Annotated in this window: 15 protein-coding genes; 7 read left to right on the forward strand and 8 right to left on the reverse strand. The window is 44.2% G+C overall.

Annotated elements, in window-relative coordinates; all coding sequences use genetic code 11:
• Positions 1 to 200 precede the first annotated feature (200 nt).
• The 3 genes from AK822_RS05555 (at position 201) to AK822_RS05565 (ending at position 3,513) form a co-directional block, all read left to right on the forward strand.
• A complete protein-coding gene (locus tag AK822_RS05555; protein WP_060490861.1) occupies positions 201 to 1,118 on the forward strand; it encodes a MaoC family dehydratase in 918 nt (305 codons plus the stop codon).
• Positions 1,119 to 1,294: 176 nt separating this feature from the next.
• The gene (locus AK822_RS05560) at positions 1,295 to 1,837 is read left to right on the forward strand and encodes a protein tyrosine phosphatase family protein (protein ID WP_060490862.1); all 543 of its coding nucleotides are present in this window, start codon (positions 1,295 to 1,297) and stop codon (positions 1,835 to 1,837) included.
• A 260-nt stretch (positions 1,838 to 2,097) separates the two neighbouring features.
• Entirely contained in the window at positions 2,098 to 3,513 is a 1,416-nt protein-coding gene (locus AK822_RS05565) for a serine hydrolase domain-containing protein (protein ID WP_060490863.1), read from the forward strand.
• Positions 3,514 to 3,531: 18 nt separating this feature from the next.
• Here AK822_RS05565 and AK822_RS05570 read toward each other — a convergent pair whose 3' ends face one another.
• From AK822_RS05570 to AK822_RS05580, 3 genes are all read right to left on the reverse strand, one after another.
• Positions 3,532 to 4,779, reverse strand: coding sequence for a cation:proton antiporter (locus AK822_RS05570; protein ID WP_055124216.1), 1,248 nt, complete (start codon positions 4,777 to 4,779; stop codon positions 3,532 to 3,534).
• Positions 4,780 to 4,988: 209 nt separating this feature from the next.
• Complete coding sequence (gene ilvD / locus AK822_RS05575; RefSeq protein ID WP_060490864.1) at positions 4,989 to 6,875, reverse strand: dihydroxy-acid dehydratase; 1,887 nt, start codon at positions 6,873 to 6,875, stop codon at positions 4,989 to 4,991.
• Positions 6,876 to 7,080: 205 nt separating this feature from the next.
• Complete coding sequence (locus tag AK822_RS05580; RefSeq protein ID WP_060490865.1) at positions 7,081 to 7,875, reverse strand: hypothetical protein; 795 nt, start codon at positions 7,873 to 7,875, stop codon at positions 7,081 to 7,083.
• A 225-nt stretch (positions 7,876 to 8,100) separates the two neighbouring features.
• Here AK822_RS05580 and AK822_RS05585 point away from each other — a divergent pair, with 225 nt between their 5' ends.
• The 3 genes from AK822_RS05585 (at position 8,101) to dusB (ending at position 12,069) form a co-directional block, all read left to right on the forward strand.
• Positions 8,101 to 8,541, forward strand: coding sequence for an HIT family protein (locus tag AK822_RS05585; protein ID WP_060490866.1), 441 nt, complete (start codon positions 8,101 to 8,103; stop codon positions 8,539 to 8,541).
• Positions 8,542 to 8,859: 318 nt separating this feature from the next.
• Positions 8,860 to 10,905 (forward strand): BCCT family transporter, encoded by a 2,046-nt coding sequence (locus AK822_RS05590; protein WP_045452155.1) that lies wholly within the window; start codon positions 8,860 to 8,862, stop codon positions 10,903 to 10,905.
• A 132-nt stretch (positions 10,906 to 11,037) separates the two neighbouring features.
• Positions 11,038 to 12,069, forward strand: coding sequence for a tRNA dihydrouridine synthase DusB (gene dusB, locus AK822_RS05595; RefSeq protein ID WP_087945570.1), 1,032 nt, complete (start codon positions 11,038 to 11,040; stop codon positions 12,067 to 12,069).
• A gap of 50 nt (positions 12,070 to 12,119) precedes the next feature.
• On the opposite strand, the gene AK822_RS05600 is transcribed toward dusB, so the two are convergent.
• The gene (locus tag AK822_RS05600) at positions 12,120 to 12,509 is read right to left on the reverse strand and encodes a DUF1622 domain-containing protein (RefSeq protein ID WP_060490867.1); all 390 of its coding nucleotides are present in this window, start codon (positions 12,507 to 12,509) and stop codon (positions 12,120 to 12,122) included.
• A gap of 189 nt (positions 12,510 to 12,698) precedes the next feature.
• On the opposite strand from AK822_RS05600, the gene AK822_RS05605 reads away from it, so the two are divergent.
• Entirely contained in the window at positions 12,699 to 13,586 is an 888-nt protein-coding gene (locus AK822_RS05605) for an SDR family NAD(P)-dependent oxidoreductase (RefSeq protein ID WP_045452162.1), read from the forward strand.
• 370 nt (positions 13,587 to 13,956) lie between these two features.
• On the opposite strand, the gene AK822_RS05610 is transcribed toward AK822_RS05605, so the two are convergent.
• The 4 genes from AK822_RS05610 to AK822_RS05625 all read right to left on the reverse strand — a co-directional run bounded on the left by AK822_RS05610 (position 13,957) and on the right by AK822_RS05625 (position 17,216).
• Positions 13,957 to 14,235, reverse strand: a complete 279-nt coding sequence (locus AK822_RS05610; RefSeq protein ID WP_060490868.1) for a peptidylprolyl isomerase — start codon at positions 14,233 to 14,235, stop codon at positions 13,957 to 13,959.
• A gap of 266 nt (positions 14,236 to 14,501) precedes the next feature.
• On the reverse strand, positions 14,502 to 15,569 hold the full coding sequence (locus tag AK822_RS05615; protein WP_060490869.1) for an LLM class flavin-dependent oxidoreductase: 1,068 nt from the start codon (positions 15,567 to 15,569) through the stop codon (positions 14,502 to 14,504).
• Positions 15,570 to 15,662: 93 nt separating this feature from the next.
• On the reverse strand, positions 15,663 to 16,577 hold the full coding sequence (locus AK822_RS05620; protein ID WP_060490870.1) for an MBL fold metallo-hydrolase: 915 nt from the start codon (positions 16,575 to 16,577) through the stop codon (positions 15,663 to 15,665).
• A gap of 93 nt (positions 16,578 to 16,670) precedes the next feature.
• Positions 16,671 to 17,216 (reverse strand): cysteine hydrolase family protein, encoded by a 546-nt coding sequence (locus AK822_RS05625; protein ID WP_060490871.1) that lies wholly within the window; start codon positions 17,214 to 17,216, stop codon positions 16,671 to 16,673.
• Between the last annotated feature and the right edge of the window lie 19 nt (positions 17,217 to 17,235).

A 17,235-nucleotide genomic window follows, 5' to 3' on the forward strand; every position in this document is an offset into this window, starting at 1 on the left:
ATGATAAAAACACAGACAACCAGTAGCCAAATTGTTTTTTGCTGTGAGAGTTGCTTACATTCTCTAAAACCACGCCTTGAATTGTGCCTAACTTAGGCATAATACTGGTGGCATTGCTCAATGATAGGCTGTAACCAATAATGTCATAGCATCTTTAGATACACCAAGAAAATTTGCTCAAGCCCCACTTAGGATTTATTATGTCAGACAAACATTATGATGCGTTGCCGAAAGCGCATACGACCTATGCCAATATCGTTAAAAGTTTATTGCCTATTGGTAATAATGGCAAAATCAGTAAAGACCAATTGCCGCAAGCGACTTACTATGTGGACGATTTGCACATTGACCAAAGTAACTTAAACGATTATCGTAAAATTTGTGGTTTTGCAGATAATGGCAAAGTACCTATTACTTACTTTTCAGTGCTGTCTCAAACGCTGCAAATGAATATGATGGTCAAAGAGCCATTTCCATTTGCTATGTTGGGTCTAGTGCACGTCGATAATAGTGTGACTCAGTATCGTCCTATCGGTGAGCGTGAAACGGTTGCTATGTCAGTCACCTTTGATAATTTGCGTGACCATGCTCAGGGTCAGCAGTTTGATTTTGTGACGACGGTCAAGTCAGAAGATAAGGTGATTTGGGAAGGTACTTCGACGTATCTATCACGTAGCAAAAAACCAATCAGCAGCAAAGACAAAAAAAGCACTCCACGTCCAATAACGGTCAAGCCATCAGTCAACCCAGAAGGCGTGCATAGTATCTTTGAAGTGCCAGAAGATATCGGTCGTCGTTATGCTTTTGTTTCAGGTGACTTTAACCTCATTCATCTCCATCCATTATCTGCGCGTGCGTTTGGCTTTCCTAAAGCGATTGCTCACGGCATGTGGTCAAAGGCCAAATGCCTTGCTATGATGGACGAGTTGCCGGATGCTTGTACGGTTGAGGTGTCATTTAAACTGCCTATCTTTTTGCCTGCCGAAGTAGAGCTTATCGCTGATCCGGTGGCTGCACTTGAAGACACAGACGATACCTGTGAGTTTGGCTTATTTAGCTCTAAAAATGACAAGCCGCATTTGGCAGGTACGGTTAAATTACAGAGTGGCAATGAGTAAAAGCCAGTAGAACGACTGTCATTTAACTAAAAAATATCTCAATATGGTCGTTTCTTGATAGAAAAGTGATAGCGTTAACCTCGCTTGAAGTATTGCTTATACATCGACACGCGGTTGCTTTGTACTTATTTTAACTGGAATTGATCATAGTAAATATAACGAACAAATTTATAATTATGACTTCACATACCGCCGTACCAAACCCAGATCAACTGAATCATTCAGTAGCTATTGACACAGTATCGAATGCTGGCAATAACGTTTTAGACAATGGTGTTGATCTTAGTACTGTTCTTGAGCCTTATTTTCGTCCTGATGACACTACCATTGTATGCGGTGCACTCAATGACGAAAAAGTGGTTGCCTTAGCGAAAGCTGGGGTTGAGTTAGTGATTAACTTACAGCCAGATGATGAATTGAGCTTTGATGAAGCCGCAGCGGTCGAGCGAGCTGGCATGCACTATGAGCATCTGCCTATTAATGGTGCTGCAGACTTAAAGCAGCTTAATATATTGGCATTTGATAATATATTGCGTCAACATCATGGCAAAAAAACGGCAGTGCATTGTGGCTCAGGCAATAGAGTGGGTGCCGCAATGGCGCTACGCGCAGGATGGTTACGTGGACGTAAAATGGACACCGCTATGGAACGTGGGCGCAGTCATGGCTTGACGAAGCTTGAGCAAGAAGTTCATAATCGTCTGTTGGTACCGCGCTAAGACATAAAGATGACAACGTATTATTAAGCAGCATTGCATGACAGAGAGGCGACCACTAGGTTGCCTTTTTTATTAAGGCGCGTTGTTATTTTTAAAATGAGGACACGCCCTAAGCAAACGAAAAGATAAATTGCTAATATTGAGATATTGAACAGTTACGCCTTAGCAAATAATGTATTTTTATCATATGAACACTTAATATTAGGGGCTAAATAGTTTTTTACCGTTTAGCTGTTTTATAGAAATGGAGCAGGGTAGCCATGATTGACAATAATAATAAAACCACGCAGATTTTTGATCATCAGATAAATATAACGTTGCAACAACGCTTGCAGCAAATACTCACCGACTTACAGCTTGATGATGCACCAGCTGGTGGTGCCGTGGTTGTTTATCAGGCAGGAGAATGCATTGCACAGGCGAGTGTGGGGATGGCACGTCCAGAGATGCCGTGGCAGCCTGATACTTTGGCGATTAACTTTTCGACGGGTAAAGGTGTATTGGCGACGCTCGTACATATATTGGTTTCGCAGCAGATGCTTGATTATGACCAACCTATTGCCCATTATTGGCCTGCATTTTCTGCACAGAATAAAGGGAATATTACGCTACGTAGCGTGATGTCGCATCAAGCCAACTTATTCTCAATTCAGAGTATCGATGCGGATAGCGAAACTTTACTTGATTGGGATCAAATGCTCAATAAAGTTGCTGCCATGCCAATCACAGCACCAGACCATGGCGAGCTATATGACAGCGCTTATAGTGCTCTGGTCTATGGTTGGGTGTTGGGCGGTCTGATAGAAGCTGTTACGGAAATGTCTTTAGCTGAGGCATTGCGCCATTATCTCACTGAGCCTTTAGGTATTGCCGATAGTTGCTATTTTGGTGTACCAGAAAATAAAGTCAACCAAGTAGCAAGACTGGCCAAAGACTTCGAAGTATCAAATGAGGCTGGCTCACAACTGCGTAATAAACGTCATAAACCAACGCTAAAAGCCGACTCACAAAGTACTTTACGTACTTATGCCAATTTGCCTAGTTATGCTTGCTGGCAGCAGCTAGCCTTAGTTGATATACAAGCGGCAGACCTAAGTTCAGATGATGAGCAGAACACTTTACCGATACTAGACATGGCTCATATTAATAGTTTGTACTTCAATACCAGTCAGCTTAATCTAAAAAACTATAAGGCGGCACTCATACCTGCTGGCAAACAAGCAATCGATTATCACAGTCGTGAGACACTACAGGCCATTATTCCAGCAGCAAATGGTGTCGCTTCAGCTCAGGCATTGGCCACCATCTATGCCATGTTAGCCAACGGCGGAACATGGCAAGGACACACGTTTATTAATAGCGCCACTTTTGAGCAACTATCCAAACCGCAAGTCACAGGGATAGATGCTGTCATGCCAGCAAACATGGATTGGCGCTTGGGTTATCATCGGTTATTTAGTCTTTGTCAGCATACAGACAGTGAAAAAGTTGATGCAAACAAGCAAGGGTTTGGGCATATGGGCTATAACGGTTCGGTTGCTTGGTGTGACCCAGAGCGCCAATTATCACTTGCCTTTATCCATAATTTTGACACCACGATGCTGAATGATGTCCGTCAGTTTGCACTAACGGAAGCGGTACTTAACTTAGTCGATTCAGAGCTTTCAAAGCGCTAGATAGCTCTATCGATAAGGTTAATGTGATTTATTCGGCGTCATTTTAAGCAATTTTGTGGCGCTAAGACCATGAATAAAGATTGACGCCAAAATGACAATTGAACAGACGACCCACAGTTTAAGCGCATCTTCATCACCGAAAAAACCTTGGTTGAGCGCATAAGATAAATAATATAGCGTACCAATACCACGGATGCCCAAAGCAGAGATGGCATACTTTTCAGTGTGTGCCATGTTTAGTCCTGATAAAGCAATAAACCCGCCAATGGGACGTATCAACAAGAGGAAAGTGAAGCTGACGATGTAAACACGCCATGTCAGCTCAACGCCCGACTGTAATCCTTGACCAAGAAACATGCCGAAAGTGACCAGCACTAGAGACATGAGTAAGCCTTCTGATTGTTCTGCAAAATCATGGAGCTTGTGGTGATAGCTATGCTCATGCTCTGAGCGGCGAAAGGCAAATGCCGCGATAAACACGGCGATAAAGCCATAACTATGTACAAATTCGGCAAGTCCATAAGCCACTAACGTTAGTGCAATGACCACATAGCCTTGAGAAATAGTGGTGTTTTGGCTGTATTTTGAAAATACCAGCTTGGCCATAATTTTACCAACGACAATCCCCACCACCAGCCCAGCACCAATTTTCCATAAGACATCATGAGTGAACCATGACCAGAGCATCTCGAGGGTAAAGGAATTGCCTTGGCTAAAGGCTTCCGCTATTTTTATGGCCAAATAAACAAATGGGAAAGCCAGTCCGTCATTCAATCCTGCTTCTGACGTTAATGTAAAGCGAGGTGTGTCTTCGCGACCTGTATTGGGTGGCCCTACTTGAATACTAGAAGCCAATACAGGATCGGTTGGAGCCAATACTGCGCCCAGCAATATAGCGGCTCCCAGACTGAGACCAAATGCATAGTAGCCTAGCACCGCCATCGCAAAGATGCCAATCGGCATGGTAATAAGCAACAGACGCACGGTCGGTCGCCACAATTGCCAAGACAGCTTCGTATCAATTTTGATACCAGCACCAACCAAGGATACGAGCACCACAATTTCGGTTAATTTTTCGATAATTAAGCCGTTATTCATAGGGTCTAAAAATGATAAGGTCGTCCACCAGTACCCCATCAGCAGCCCAAAGCTGACCTGCAACATAGGCAAAGAGATAGGCGTGCGCTTAAATATAATGGGGAATAACGCCCCCAGTAAAAAAGCGATACCGCAGACCAATAAAAATAAATTGTAGTTTTCAATCATAAGGTAGGTGCACGCTGTTATGTTTATCTTAAAAAGTTAAAGTGAGGTCATATTTACTAGTCCATTATAATGACGCTAAAAAATAATGATTACCGCAAAAAATCGTTATCAAAACGACATATGCGTTGTTTTTTGGTGAAAAAAAAGCCTGCATAGCGCAGGCTTAATAGATTTTTACCAATATACTTTAACGATTAATAATTGAAGGCTTAACGCTCAACTTGACTCACGTCACGTACCGCACCAGTATCGGCACTGGTAGTCATAGCAGCATAGGCACGTAGCGCAGGGGTCACATGACGGTCACGGCTTACAGGCTTCCACGCATCGCGGCCACGAGCTTCCATCGCCTCGCGGCGAGTGGCCAAATCGGCATCACTGACTTGCATGTTGATCGTACGATTAGGAATGTCGATATGGATGGTATCGCCTTCTTCTACTAGACCAATGGCGCCGCCTTCAGCTGCTTCTGGGCTGGCATGACCGATTGATAGGCCTGATGTTCCACCAGAGAAGCGACCATCGGTGAGTAGGGCGCATTCTTTACCCAAGCCTTTTGACTTGAGGTAAGTGGTCGGATATAGCATCTCTTGCATACCAGGACCGCCTTTAGGGCCTTCGTAGCGGATGATAACCACATCACCTGCGACGATATTGTCAGCTAATACCGCAGCGACAGCATCGTCTTGTGACTCAAATAGGCGCGCGCGACCAGTAAATACTAGGATGCTGTCATCAACGCCTGCGGTTTTGACTACGCAGCCACGCTCAGCGATATTGCCATACAATACGGCTAATCCACCATCTGTAGAATAGGCATGTTGGGCACTACGGATGCAACCTGACTCACGGTTGACGTCGAGGTTTGACCATTCTTTTGATTGCGAAAACGCCTCAGTAGTACGTACGCCACCCGGTGCTGCAAGGAAGCGTGCGCGTGCCTCTTGATTATCAGGATTCATGATGTCCCATTTATCAATCGCGGCTTTCATCGTTGGACTATGGATGGTCGGCACGTCAGTTTTGAGTAAGCCTGCACGATCAAGCTCGGCCAATAACGCAAAGACACCGCCAGCACGATGCACATCTTCCATATGGTATTTCTGCGAGGCAGGGGCGACTTTTGCAAGGCAAGGTACACCGCGACTTAGACGATCGATATCTGACATTTTGAAATCGACTTCTGCTTCGTTAGCAGCCGCTAACAGATGCAAAATAGTATTGGTTGAGCCACCCATCGCGATATCTAAGGTCATCGCGTTTTCAAAAGCCGCTTTGCTAGCGATTGAGCGTGGCAATACTGAATCATCATCTTGCTCATAGCGACGTTTGGCAAGCGAGACAATGGTGCGTCCTGCTTCTAAAAACAGCTCACGGCGTAATGAATGAGTTGCCAATAGCGAGCCATTACCCGGTAATGCCAAGCCCAACGCTTCGGTTAAGCAGTTCATTGAGTTAGCAGTAAACATACCAGAGCACGAACCACAAGTTGGGCAGGCTGAGGCTTCGATAGCGGCGACATCTGCATCACTAATGCTGTCATCAGCGGCATCCATCATCGCATCGACAAGGTCAAGCTTACGAATCGCACTACTGTCACTACCATCGGTATTATGGCTCTTACCAACTGTGCTGGCTAAGATTTTGCCCGCTTCCATTGGGCCACCTGAAATAAACACTACTGGAATATTGAGGCGCATGGCTGCCATCAACATACCCGGCGTTATTTTATCGCAGTTGGAGATACAAACTAAGGCATCTGCGCAATGGGCATTGACCATGTATTCTACAGAGTCGGCAATCAAATCGCGACTTGGCAGTGAGTACAACATACCGCTATGACCCATGGCAATACCATCATCGACCGCAATGGTATTGAACTCTTTAGCCACGCCGCCTGCTTGTTCAATTTCACGTGCGACCAGTTGCCCCAAGTCTTTTAGATGCACATGGCCGGGTACGAACTGGGTAAACGAGTTGGCAATCGCAATGATTGGTTTGCCAAAGTCGCCATCAGTCATGCCAGTCGCACGCCATAATGCGCGCGCGCCTGCCATATTACGGCCGCCAGTAGAGGTTTTTGAGCGATAATCCATGTGATATTCCTTACAAATAGGCGAGGTTTGTGAAAATGTGCACCCTCAATTTTAATATTGATAGTGTGCTTTTTATAAAATGCGAGGACTAGTGAATAATACTAGGTCGTTACCATACCATTAGATATGAGTCACTGAAAACTACTCATTGATAATGCCAAGGCAATAGTAGTCATAACATCGTAAGTATTTGGAAGATAAGGTGTTATTCGACGCGCTCTACTATCGCCGCCTCGAACCAAGGTAGCTCTATTTTGTCCGCTTCCAATTTAGCGATAACCACTAACGCATGAGTCGCTGGCAAGCATTGATAATCAGCGTTTGCTTCAATACGAAGTAGTTGCTCATTGCCTTCAGCTTGTTCATCTATACTGATTAAGGTTTGCTTATTATTTTTGTAGAGTACATCGATACGACCAAAAAACTGCCAATCTTTAAAAGCGGCTGTAATAGCATCTGCTTCATTCTGGGTATAAAGCTGTTGGGTGTCTTTGCCTGTATTGGTCCAATGCAAGCGTACGGCTAACTGCAACGCTTCGCTAAAAACCACCAATGACCCGATGATTTTGACATGCCAAGGGCTGCTTATTAGTGCTTCGTTAATACCAATCAGCTTGGCTGCTTCATGAGCGCTCATGGGCGTATTGAACTGTGACAGGAGGGCGGGTGTGAGCGGATTCGCTTGCTTAATCGCATCATTTAAACTGTCGTAATGATATAAGAACGGTAGTGGTAAATCCTGTGTGACCGTCTTTTTAGTTATTTTGCAATTGTGTATTTTCCAACCAATCGTCTTGTCGCTTAGTGCTTCGGCCAGAATGAGCGCGTTAGGTTCAATGCTTTGAGTGGGGGCTTGAGTCTCATTTTCAGTCTCAGCGCTGCTTGGTTGTTTTTCATTATTGAATACAGAGCCAGCTGTGACAGACGTTTGCGCTGCTTGAGCAGGTTCTGTATAAATGTTACTCATATTTGATTGAGTCGGCAAAATAGACGAATCCATAAACGTAGCGTTGTTAAAGTAGAGGGTTAATATAACATTTAAAGCGCCTGACTCGCCAACCAAATTAGTGAGCTACCGCGATTAGCTTACGTATTGCTAATTTTTAATAACGAGTGCTATAGCAACTTGTGCTTAAACGACATTTCGTCCACTATATTACAGGCTATTCCATCCCTTCTAAAAGCTGTCGAGCAACCAATAATCAAACAAGTAAAGGAAAGAATAATGACCCAAGCCAATGAGCAAGCCGCGTATGACGATAACAATATCTTTGCCAAAATGCTAAACGGTGACATCCCCTATCACAAAGTCTACGAAGATGATAAAACCCTTGCCTTTATGGATATCATGCCACAAGCAGAGGGGCATGTGCTGGTGATTCCTAAGCAAAAAGCCGTTGATTTGGCGGATCTTGAACCAGAGTATGCCGCAGCGGTGTTAATGACCGCTAAAAAAGTCATGCAAGCACAGCGTCAAGTATTTGCGCGTGAAGGCATTATTCAGATGCAATTAAATGGTAGCGAGGCGGGTCAAACCGTTTTTCATTATCACGTGCATCTCATTCCATCGAGTATTCATGAGCTCGGTCGACATGCAGTGATCCAAGCTGATCACACAGAACTGGCTGAAACGGCAAAGCAACTTGCTGCTGCCATTACTATTTAGTAATAAAAAAACGAGATATTGTCGAATTAACAAGCAAAACATAAATTGTTCCAGAAAAAAATAAAAAGGTCGCTAACAAGCGGCCTTTTTTATTACTTGGTAATAGTCATGTAACAATCGTTAAAGTCATGTTACAAGTTGGGCGCTTGTCTGGGGTTTTTGAACATAGTGTGATAAAAATTGTATTTATTTAATAATAACTGATGCATTTTCGCCTTTGTGAGTAACTTTTTATAAAAAAGGCACTGCTCCTTCTGATTATTAATCTTGATATCGAAGATTATTTTTCATTGCTACTTTTTGGGGATATCACTTTCTATGAGTAAATTACCTCGCTCCACTATTTTGTTGCCAGTTTTTGTACCGGCAGCAGCGATTATGCTGCTATTGGTGATTGGCACAGCCATCAACCCTGACGCTGCTGGCGAGCTGTTCAGCAAAGTTTTGGCATTTACCACCGACACTTTCGGCTGGTTTTATATGTTGGCAGTCGCCATATTTTTGATGTTTATCATCGCCTTGGCATTTTCGCCTTATGGCAGTATTAAATTGGGCCCTGACCATGCGGAGGCTGAGTATAAGTTTCTGGAATGGTTCGCCATGCTATTCTCCGCAGGCTACGGCATAGCCTTGCTGTTTTATGGCGTAGCAGAGCCCGTATTGCATTTTGCCAGTCCGCCACTTTCCACGCCGCAGACGATTGAAGCTGCTAAAGAAGCCATGCAAATTGCCTATTTTCATTGGGGTTTTCATATTTGGGCGATTTATGGCGTAGTAGGTTTGTCGCTGGCGTATTTCTCTTTTCGTCATGGCTTGCCACTGTCGGTACGCTCAACGCTATATCCATTAATCGGTGACAAAATCTATGGCCCTATCGGACATACCGTTGATGTGTTTGCGATCGTGGGCACGATGTTTGGTATCGCCACCAGTTTGGGTCTATCGGTGGCGCAAATTAACGCGGGTCTAAATTATTTGCTACCAGAGATGGTGCCAGTTAATACGACGGTGCAGGTTATTATCATTGCACTAGTGACTGCAGCTGCCTTAGTATCCGTGTTGGCAGGTATGGACAAAGGCGTCAAGCGCTTGTCTATCTTAAACATGGTATTGGCAACGGCACTGATGTTATTTGTCTTTATCGTTGGTCCATCGATCTTTATTCTCAATGCTTTTATGGAAAACACGGGCAGCTATCTGGGCAATATCGTTGAGCGTACTTTTAGCTTACAAGCGTATCAATCGAGTGATTGGATCGGTAGTTGGACACTATTTATTTTTGCATGGACGATTGCTTGGGCGCCTTTTGTGGGTCTGTTCATTGCCAAGATCAGTCGCGGTCGCACCATTCGTGAGTTTGTATTGGGCGTCATGTTAGTGCCAACGCTGTTTACCTTCTTTTGGTTTTCGGTGTTTGGCGATACGGCACTACATATGATTATGGTCGATGGTTACGATGCGCTGATTAGCGAAGTGCAAAACAACCAAGCAATTGCGTTATTTAAATTGCTAGAGAATTTACCATTCACGCAGATTGTCTCATCATTGACAGTACTGTTAATTATTACTTTTTTTGTGACGTCATCGGATTCAGGGTCATTAGTGATTGACTCGCTCGCTGCGGGTGGACGTAGTGATACGCCTTGGTGGCAGCGCTCGTTTTGGGTGGTAACTGAAGGGGCGGTCGCAGCGGTTCTACTTATCGCAGGCGGTCTAAGTGCACTACAAACAGCGGCTATCGTTAGTGCTTTACCGTTTGCGATCATTATATTGATTTCGACATTTGGTATGTGGCGCGCACTACGTATTGAAGGACATCGCAATCAAAGCCTAGCCAATGACAATCATTTGCCGCCGCATCTACTTAAGCTTGACGCATGGCGTGATCGTATTGACTATATCACCAATCAACCAACGCGAGATAAAGTGCTGGGTTATATCAAAGGTACGGTTTTATCATCGATGCATGAGGTGGCAGAGAAGTTTGCCGAAACAGGCTGGTTGCCTGATGTAAATTATGATGAGGTCAATAACCGTGCTGTATTGGAATTAAGACGCGGTGACAATGTAGAGTTCTGGTATGAAGTTCGTTTGTCAGAGCATGAAATTCCTGACTATTATACGGAAGATATGGCCAATGAATTACCACAAGAGCACCATCATCGTGCTGAGGTGTATTTGCGCCGTGGTGGTCAAACCTATGATTTATATGGCTATCAATCAGAGTCGGTGATTAACGATATTATTGATCAGTTCGAAAAATACCTACACTTCTTAAATGTGTCGCCAGATAGTTTGCCGTGGCGTATGCAGGAGCATGATGAGGACATCACACTAGAGCAGGGCAGTGTGTTTGATAAGTAAGGGTGCACTGTTGAAAGCGTAGTGTTTCGTAATGCAAGTTATTCACGTTAATAGCTTGCAATATGCGTACGATTCCTTAGAATAACGGCTTGTTTTTATTATCTTATTTTAATTAATGGCAAGCCGTTTTTTATGTCTACTGATTCCCCTGATTTACCGTCGTCTTTGCCCGTATCTGACCATCCATTATTGCAGCCATTGGTCATTGGCGGCCTGACGATTGAAAACCGCCTCATGGTTGCTCCTATGGCGGGCGTGACAGACAATCCTTTTCGGCGATTGTGTAAATCATTTGGTGCCGGTCATGCGGTGAGTGAAATGATTATCGCTGATACGGCGCTTTACGCGCGCAAAAAATCCTTGTATCGTGCCAATTTTGACAATGAAATTGCGCCTATTTCAGCGCAAATTGCAGGGGCTGAGCCTGATAAATTGGCAGAAGCGGCACGTTATCAGATTGATAATGGCGCGCAAATTATTGATATCAATATGGGCTGCCCTGCCAAAAAAGTCTGCCGTAGGCTGGCAGGTTCGGCACTGTTGCAAGACGAAGATTTGGTTGCCCGTTTACTCGATGCGGCGGTAAATAGCGTAAATGCCCCCGTGACCTTAAAAACGCGATTGGGCTATGAGAATGGTCGTGAGAATATCTTGCGTGTGGCGAAGCGCGCTGAGCAAGCAGGTATTGCAGCGATTGCCATTCATGGGCGCACGCGCGAGGATATGTATACTGGCGAGGCGCGTTATGAGCTGATACGCGAAGTCAAAGAAAGCATCAATATTCCCGTCATTGCCAATGGCGATATCGATAGCGCGCAAAAAGCCCAGCGTGTCTATGAGTTGACAGGTTGTGATGCTGTGATGATTGGGCGTGCTGCCCAAGGACAACCGTGGATATTCCGTGATATCGAGCACTTCTTACGCACTGGTGAGAGTCTTGATGCACCGAGCGTCAGTGAGATAAAAGAGATCGTATTGGCGCATTTGCAAGAGCTATATGACTTTTATGGTGAGTACTCTGGCTGCCGTATCGCTCGCAAGCACATTGCTTGGTATACCACAGGCATTCCTAATTCTAATGCTTTTCGCCAAGCAATGTATGGCGAAGAAAGTACCGCTGGACAGTTTCGCGTGGTCGAAGATTTTTTGCAGGCGCACGAATAGTAAGTGAGCAAACGGCTCATGCTAAGCGTTTGTTAAATGATAAAAAATCTTTAAAAATCATCCGCTTTAGCGGTATGTGGTTCTTTTTTGAGCACTGTATTTTCTTTTTGCCAAGGAAATTTGCCTTCTAACTCTACTTGTAGTGACAAGCTCAAAAAAGTCCGAATGAGTACGATAAAACCTAGTACTAAAACGCTGCGAAACGTCGGTTCTGTGACGACAGTCGCCATAATATCAGCGGCGATGAGGACTTCTAATCCTAACAAAATAGATTTACCCACAGTTTGTCTGATTTCGATATAGGTCTCGTGATTAAAACTACTGGTTAGGCGAATCCCTCGATAAAAAGCAAAAAACAGTCCAAAAAACATAATAAGTACGCCAATGACCTCGACTATCTTAGCAATTAAATCAATGTAATGAGCTAGAGTTGCAATCAAAATAGATACTCCTTATCGATGCTCGGTGAAAAGCGTAAGTCTGCGCAATACTGCGATTATACGTTTATCAATCCTTATAATCGTCAAATTATATAGCTAAGACGGCTGTTTTGTTCACTTTCAGCCATACTTTTTTGCTATGCTGTAATCGAACATTCATAGGCATAGAACCAACAAAAAGGATTTTTTATGGCCAATCCCTCAAAAAAAGCAATCAACAAAGCGGTCAAAGATAAGCATATCATTATCACAGGGGCATCAAGCGGTATTGGTGAGCGTACAGCATATTTACTTAGTGAATGCGGTGCGCATGTTATCTTATTAGCACGTACCGAAGACAAACTAAAAGCCGTTAAAGAAAGTATCGAGGAGCTTGGTGGCAATGCCAGTTATTACCCTTGTGATTTAACCAATATGGATGATATCGAAAAAGTTAGCACGCAAATTTTGGCAGATTTCGGACATGTTGATGTCTTGGTCAATAACGCTGGTCGTTCAATTCGGCGCTCGGTTCACGAGTCTATTGATCGTTTCCATGATTTTGAGCGTACAATGGATATCAATTACTTTGGCGCGGTTAAAATAGTTCTTGGGTTTTTGCCGACGATGATTGAACGTCAGACTGGTCAAATTGTGAATATTTCCTCTATTGGTGTACTGGCAAACAGTCCGCGTTTTGCCGCTTATGTCGCCTCAAAATCGGCATTGGATGCTTTTAGCCGCTGCCTAGCTGCTGAAGTGAAGGGCGATAATGTGACGATCACCAATATCTTTATGCCATTGGTGCGTACGCCGATGATTGAGCCAACTAAGTTATACCGCTACATGCCAGCGCTTATGCCGGATGAGGCGGCGATGATGGTTGCCAAAGCGATTGTCCATAAACCAAACAGTATTGCCAGTAACATGGGTAAATTTGCCTCGGCGACGTATTCATTAGCCCCAGCGATCAACGTTGGTATTCAGTCGATGGGTTACCGTATTTTCCCAAGTACTCGCGCTGGATTGACTACCGATAAGAAGCCAAACCTTGCTCAGCGTGCCTTTGCCAGAATACTTCCTGGTGAGCATCATTAGAATAGGCTGTATATGAGCCTTGATTTAGAATAAAAAAGGACGCTGCGGTGTCCTTTTTTAACGCCTTAAAAATTATTAATGTTGATACAAAAGAGGAGAGAGGGCAGTAGCAGCCTTTTGTTCTTAACGCTTTATTATGATCAACACCTATTTATAACTGTCTACCATCATCACTCTTATGGGAACTAAAGTGTTTTCAACTCAAATTTAGATGTGGTACGAACATTAGGTCATAAGTCGTTTTGGGTCATAAATGAGTCAATCATGGCAGCTCAAATCGTGATTGCCATGATGTTAGGTCCTGTATGAGTCAGGATAATGTTTAAGGCATATTTCAGTTGGCTTATCATTAAATCTCCGCCTTTAACACTTATGTCCTGTAAAGTACTTTAACCACATGCCAGCCAAATTTGGTTTTTACCAAATGTGGGGTGAAGAGTTTGCCGCTAAAGCAGATTTTATCAAATGCTGGTACCATGTCACCTTGTTGAAACTCACCTAAGCTACCGCCTTTTTTACCTGATGGGCAGGTTGAATGTCGTTTCGCCAGCACATCGAACTTAGCGCCTTTTTGAAGCTTGGCAATAATGTCTTCAGCCTGCTCTTTGTGTTTTACTAAAATGTGTAATGCGCTAGCTGTACGAGCCATAATGTAAACCTTTCATAAAATATCGATTATCGGGGCATTATATCACGGCTTATCTTGGTTGCTAACTTCACTTGTATGCGCTATTTTCTCAAAAGTCATTATCTACACAGGGGCTACTATTTGGATGAGAATTGGTGTCTTTTGAATGTTGCTGTTATTACATCGGTGCAATGCATTTGGTTGGGTGGCTTACGAGCCCAATCAAGCCTAATGGTTAGGCATTAAGCGCTTTGCTAACTTTTTAATATCGTTATTCCCAACAGGATCTAGTGACTTGGCATACGATAGTGATCTGCGATTAGCTCAACAGTGCGCGATTGGGCGCGGCGCGAATAGCCCTGAACCACCATCATGACCTCATCCACCCCTGTCTGCTCCTGAAGATCCTCTAAACCTTTTGCGACCTCATCAGCAGTACCATGCAGGGTTTGATCGGTATACTGCTCAATAATCTGGCGCTCTTGCATATTGCCTTGAAAAGCCGCCACTTCATCAGGAGGCAGCAAAGCAAAAGGTTTGCGCTGGAACATTCTTAACATTGCCATGGCAGACGATGTTGATTGGCGACGTGCCTCTACAGGATCTTCATCTGCAATCGCACCAATACTGACCAAACTATATGGCTTGGCTAGAATTTTTGAAGGACGGAAGTTTTCTCGGTAAATGCGCATCGCATTTAAAATATCAGCACTACCAAACTGTAGAGCGAACGCATATGGTCTGCCAAGCTGTGCTGCCATGTGGGCTGAATAAGTCGATGACCCCAGGATCCAAACATCAGTGGCGGTCTTTGATGGGGGTACTCGGTTTTGCTCGGCTTGCCATGGGCCTGGCACCGCATGAACCGCACTATAAGGATGGTCTTTTGGAAAACTGTTTTCTAAAAAGCCCAACAACTCTGCGACTTGCTGAGGAAATTCATCGTTCGCCGCATGATGCCGACGCAAAGCTGAAGCTGTTGCACCATCAGTACCCGGCGCTCTTCCCAAACCCAGATCGATTCGTCCTGGTGCCATCGCATCGAGCATACCAAATTGTTCAGCGACGACCAAAGGCGCATGATTCGGTAGCATGATGCCACCTGCACCAAGTCTAATACGCTCGGTTTCCCCAGTAAGTCGAGCCACCATCATCTGCGGCGAAGGCACCGAAGCACCAGGCATAGCGTGATGCTCTGACATCCAAAATCGCTGAAACCCTCTTTTATCTGCCAGTTTCGCAAGCGCAATCATCTCTTGAATGGTGTTCTCTGCCGTATAACCAACACCGGTGAAGGCATTGTCGAGCACCGAAAGAACAAAAGGTGCACTACCTGAATGATTTCGCATATTCATAAGCTGTCTCATTTATGGCCTGTTTATGATAGGTGGCAACACGCTTTGGGTATTGCCACACCAAGATGCCTCTAAAAACCTACTTATACAAAACTAGAACTTATAGTACTCACCATCATCAGGAACAAGCGCCCGCTGTTTATCCAGATGTTTTTCCTCGATAAAGCGGCGCAGCTCTGCTTTTGACAGTGCTCCATGATTGACCGTATCCATATGTACGTTCACGATCTTAGCATTAGGAGAGAATTTATACGCGCGGTATACATCGTCTTTACCCATAATGATAGAGTCATCAACAAAGGTAGTTAGCTTGGCATAACCTGTATTAAGGATGACCGCATCAGGCTTGTAGCGAGTAAGCGCATTCTCTACTTCCTTATTCCAAATGGTATCCCCTGCGACATAGACGGTCTTGTAGTTTGGTTTTTGGAACACAATCCCCATCGTTTTACCAAGCGCTTGAGCAAGCGCTGGAACCTTGTACATCTCATCAGTACCATGCTGCCCAATGGTTTTATTGATCTTAGTGCCTTTAAACACAACACCTCGATCTGTTAATACTCTAACATTGGTAAAACCATCTTTACGTACGATTGCCGCATCCGTTTCATCTTGGGTAAAAATTAGCATATCACGAGGGACTAGGTTACGTGCAGCTTCATCCCAATGATCGTCATGTAAGTGGGTCAAAATAATGGCATCCGCCTTAAGCACTTCGTCAACAGACATCGGCAAATCTACCACTGGATAGCGGATTTGGCTATTCAATGTGTCTGCAAACCCTGGATAAGCGTTTTTAGCCGCTAACATCGGATCCACTAAAAATGTGGTGCCGTCATAATCAAGCTTAATCGTGGCATTACGAATTTGCTGAAATTCAACGGTATTGGTAGCCGCCTTTTTTACCACGTTAGAATCTGCTGCTGGACTGGCAAACGTGGTACATGCGGTTAATAGCATCACGCCACTTAACAGTGTGGTGCCAGTCAGTGATTTTACGATATTCATAATAGTTACCTTATTGAGGAAATCCTTCTTAATCGGAATAGGGTTTAAAAGTCTATTTCATGACTAAATCATGATTTGATTAACAACTCTGGATTAACGCGCAATCCACGTTTGAGTATCAATCACTTCGCCATATAGAAACTCAATCGCTGCCATGATAGTGGCATGAGCCTGAGCAGCAGGTACTTTTGTGCCATTAAACTCAAGATCAAGCGTGGCACAGGCATCATGAACCGTAGTGGTTGTATAACCAAAATCTACTGCCGCACGAACGGTGGCATCGACACACATGTGGCTCATGGCGCCAATCACAGTCACTTCTTTGATACCTTCTTTATCCAATAGCTCTTTCAGATTGGTTTCACGGAACGAATTGGGGTAATGCTTAGTGATGACGGCTTCATTCTCTATTGGTTTTACCTTTTCATTAATCTCTACACCATCGCTGCCCGGCGTAAAGAGTGGTGCGTCAGCAGGCATTTCATGACGGATATGAATGACGGTATGACCTTTTTCTCTGGCAGACGCAATCACCAAAGCGGCATTATCAGCGGCTTCGTTAATACCTACAAGTGATAAGTTACCTTGTGGAAAATACTCATTTTGAATGTCGACAACGATCAATGCTTGTGTGTTCATGATAATTCCTTTTTGTTTA

The organism is Psychrobacter sp. P11F6, from assembly GCF_001435295.1.
Lineage (GTDB): Bacteria > Pseudomonadota > Gammaproteobacteria > Pseudomonadales > Moraxellaceae > Psychrobacter.

What these genes read in the sequence shown, in the direction of transcription:
- AK822_RS05585 (WP_060490866.1), top strand. Translation starts at nt 8,101, where the DNA reads ATGACCCAAGCCAATGAGCAAGCCGCGTATGACGATAACAATATCTTT.
- AK822_RS05620 (WP_060490870.1), bottom strand. Translation starts at nt 16,577, where the DNA reads ATGAATATCGTAAAATCACTGACTGGCACCACACTGTTAAGTGGCGTG.
- AK822_RS05610 (WP_060490868.1), bottom strand. Translation starts at nt 14,235, where the DNA reads ATGGCTCGTACAGCTAGCGCATTACACATTTTAGTAAAACACAAAGAG.
- AK822_RS05605 (WP_045452162.1), top strand. Translation starts at nt 12,699, where the DNA reads ATGGCCAATCCCTCAAAAAAAGCAATCAACAAAGCGGTCAAAGATAAG.
- AK822_RS05560 (WP_060490862.1), top strand. Translation starts at nt 1,295, where the DNA reads ATGACTTCACATACCGCCGTACCAAACCCAGATCAACTGAATCATTCA.
- AK822_RS05565 (WP_060490863.1), top strand. Translation starts at nt 2,098, where the DNA reads ATGATTGACAATAATAATAAAACCACGCAGATTTTTGATCATCAGATA.
- AK822_RS05615 (WP_060490869.1), bottom strand. Translation starts at nt 15,569, where the DNA reads ATGAATATGCGAAATCATTCAGGTAGTGCACCTTTTGTTCTTTCGGTG.
- AK822_RS05555 (WP_060490861.1), top strand. Translation starts at nt 201, where the DNA reads ATGTCAGACAAACATTATGATGCGTTGCCGAAAGCGCATACGACCTAT.
- AK822_RS05580 (WP_060490865.1), bottom strand. Translation starts at nt 7,875, where the DNA reads ATGGATTCGTCTATTTTGCCGACTCAATCAAATATGAGTAACATTTAT.
- AK822_RS05625 (WP_060490871.1), bottom strand. Translation starts at nt 17,216, where the DNA reads ATGAACACACAAGCATTGATCGTTGTCGACATTCAAAATGAGTATTTT.
- dusB (WP_087945570.1), top strand. Translation starts at nt 11,038, where the DNA reads ATGTCTACTGATTCCCCTGATTTACCGTCGTCTTTGCCCGTATCTGAC.
- AK822_RS05590 (WP_045452155.1), top strand. Translation starts at nt 8,860, where the DNA reads ATGAGTAAATTACCTCGCTCCACTATTTTGTTGCCAGTTTTTGTACCG.
- AK822_RS05570 (WP_055124216.1), bottom strand. Translation starts at nt 4,779, where the DNA reads ATGATTGAAAACTACAATTTATTTTTATTGGTCTGCGGTATCGCTTTT.
- ilvD (WP_060490864.1), bottom strand. Translation starts at nt 6,875, where the DNA reads ATGGATTATCGCTCAAAAACCTCTACTGGCGGCCGTAATATGGCAGGC.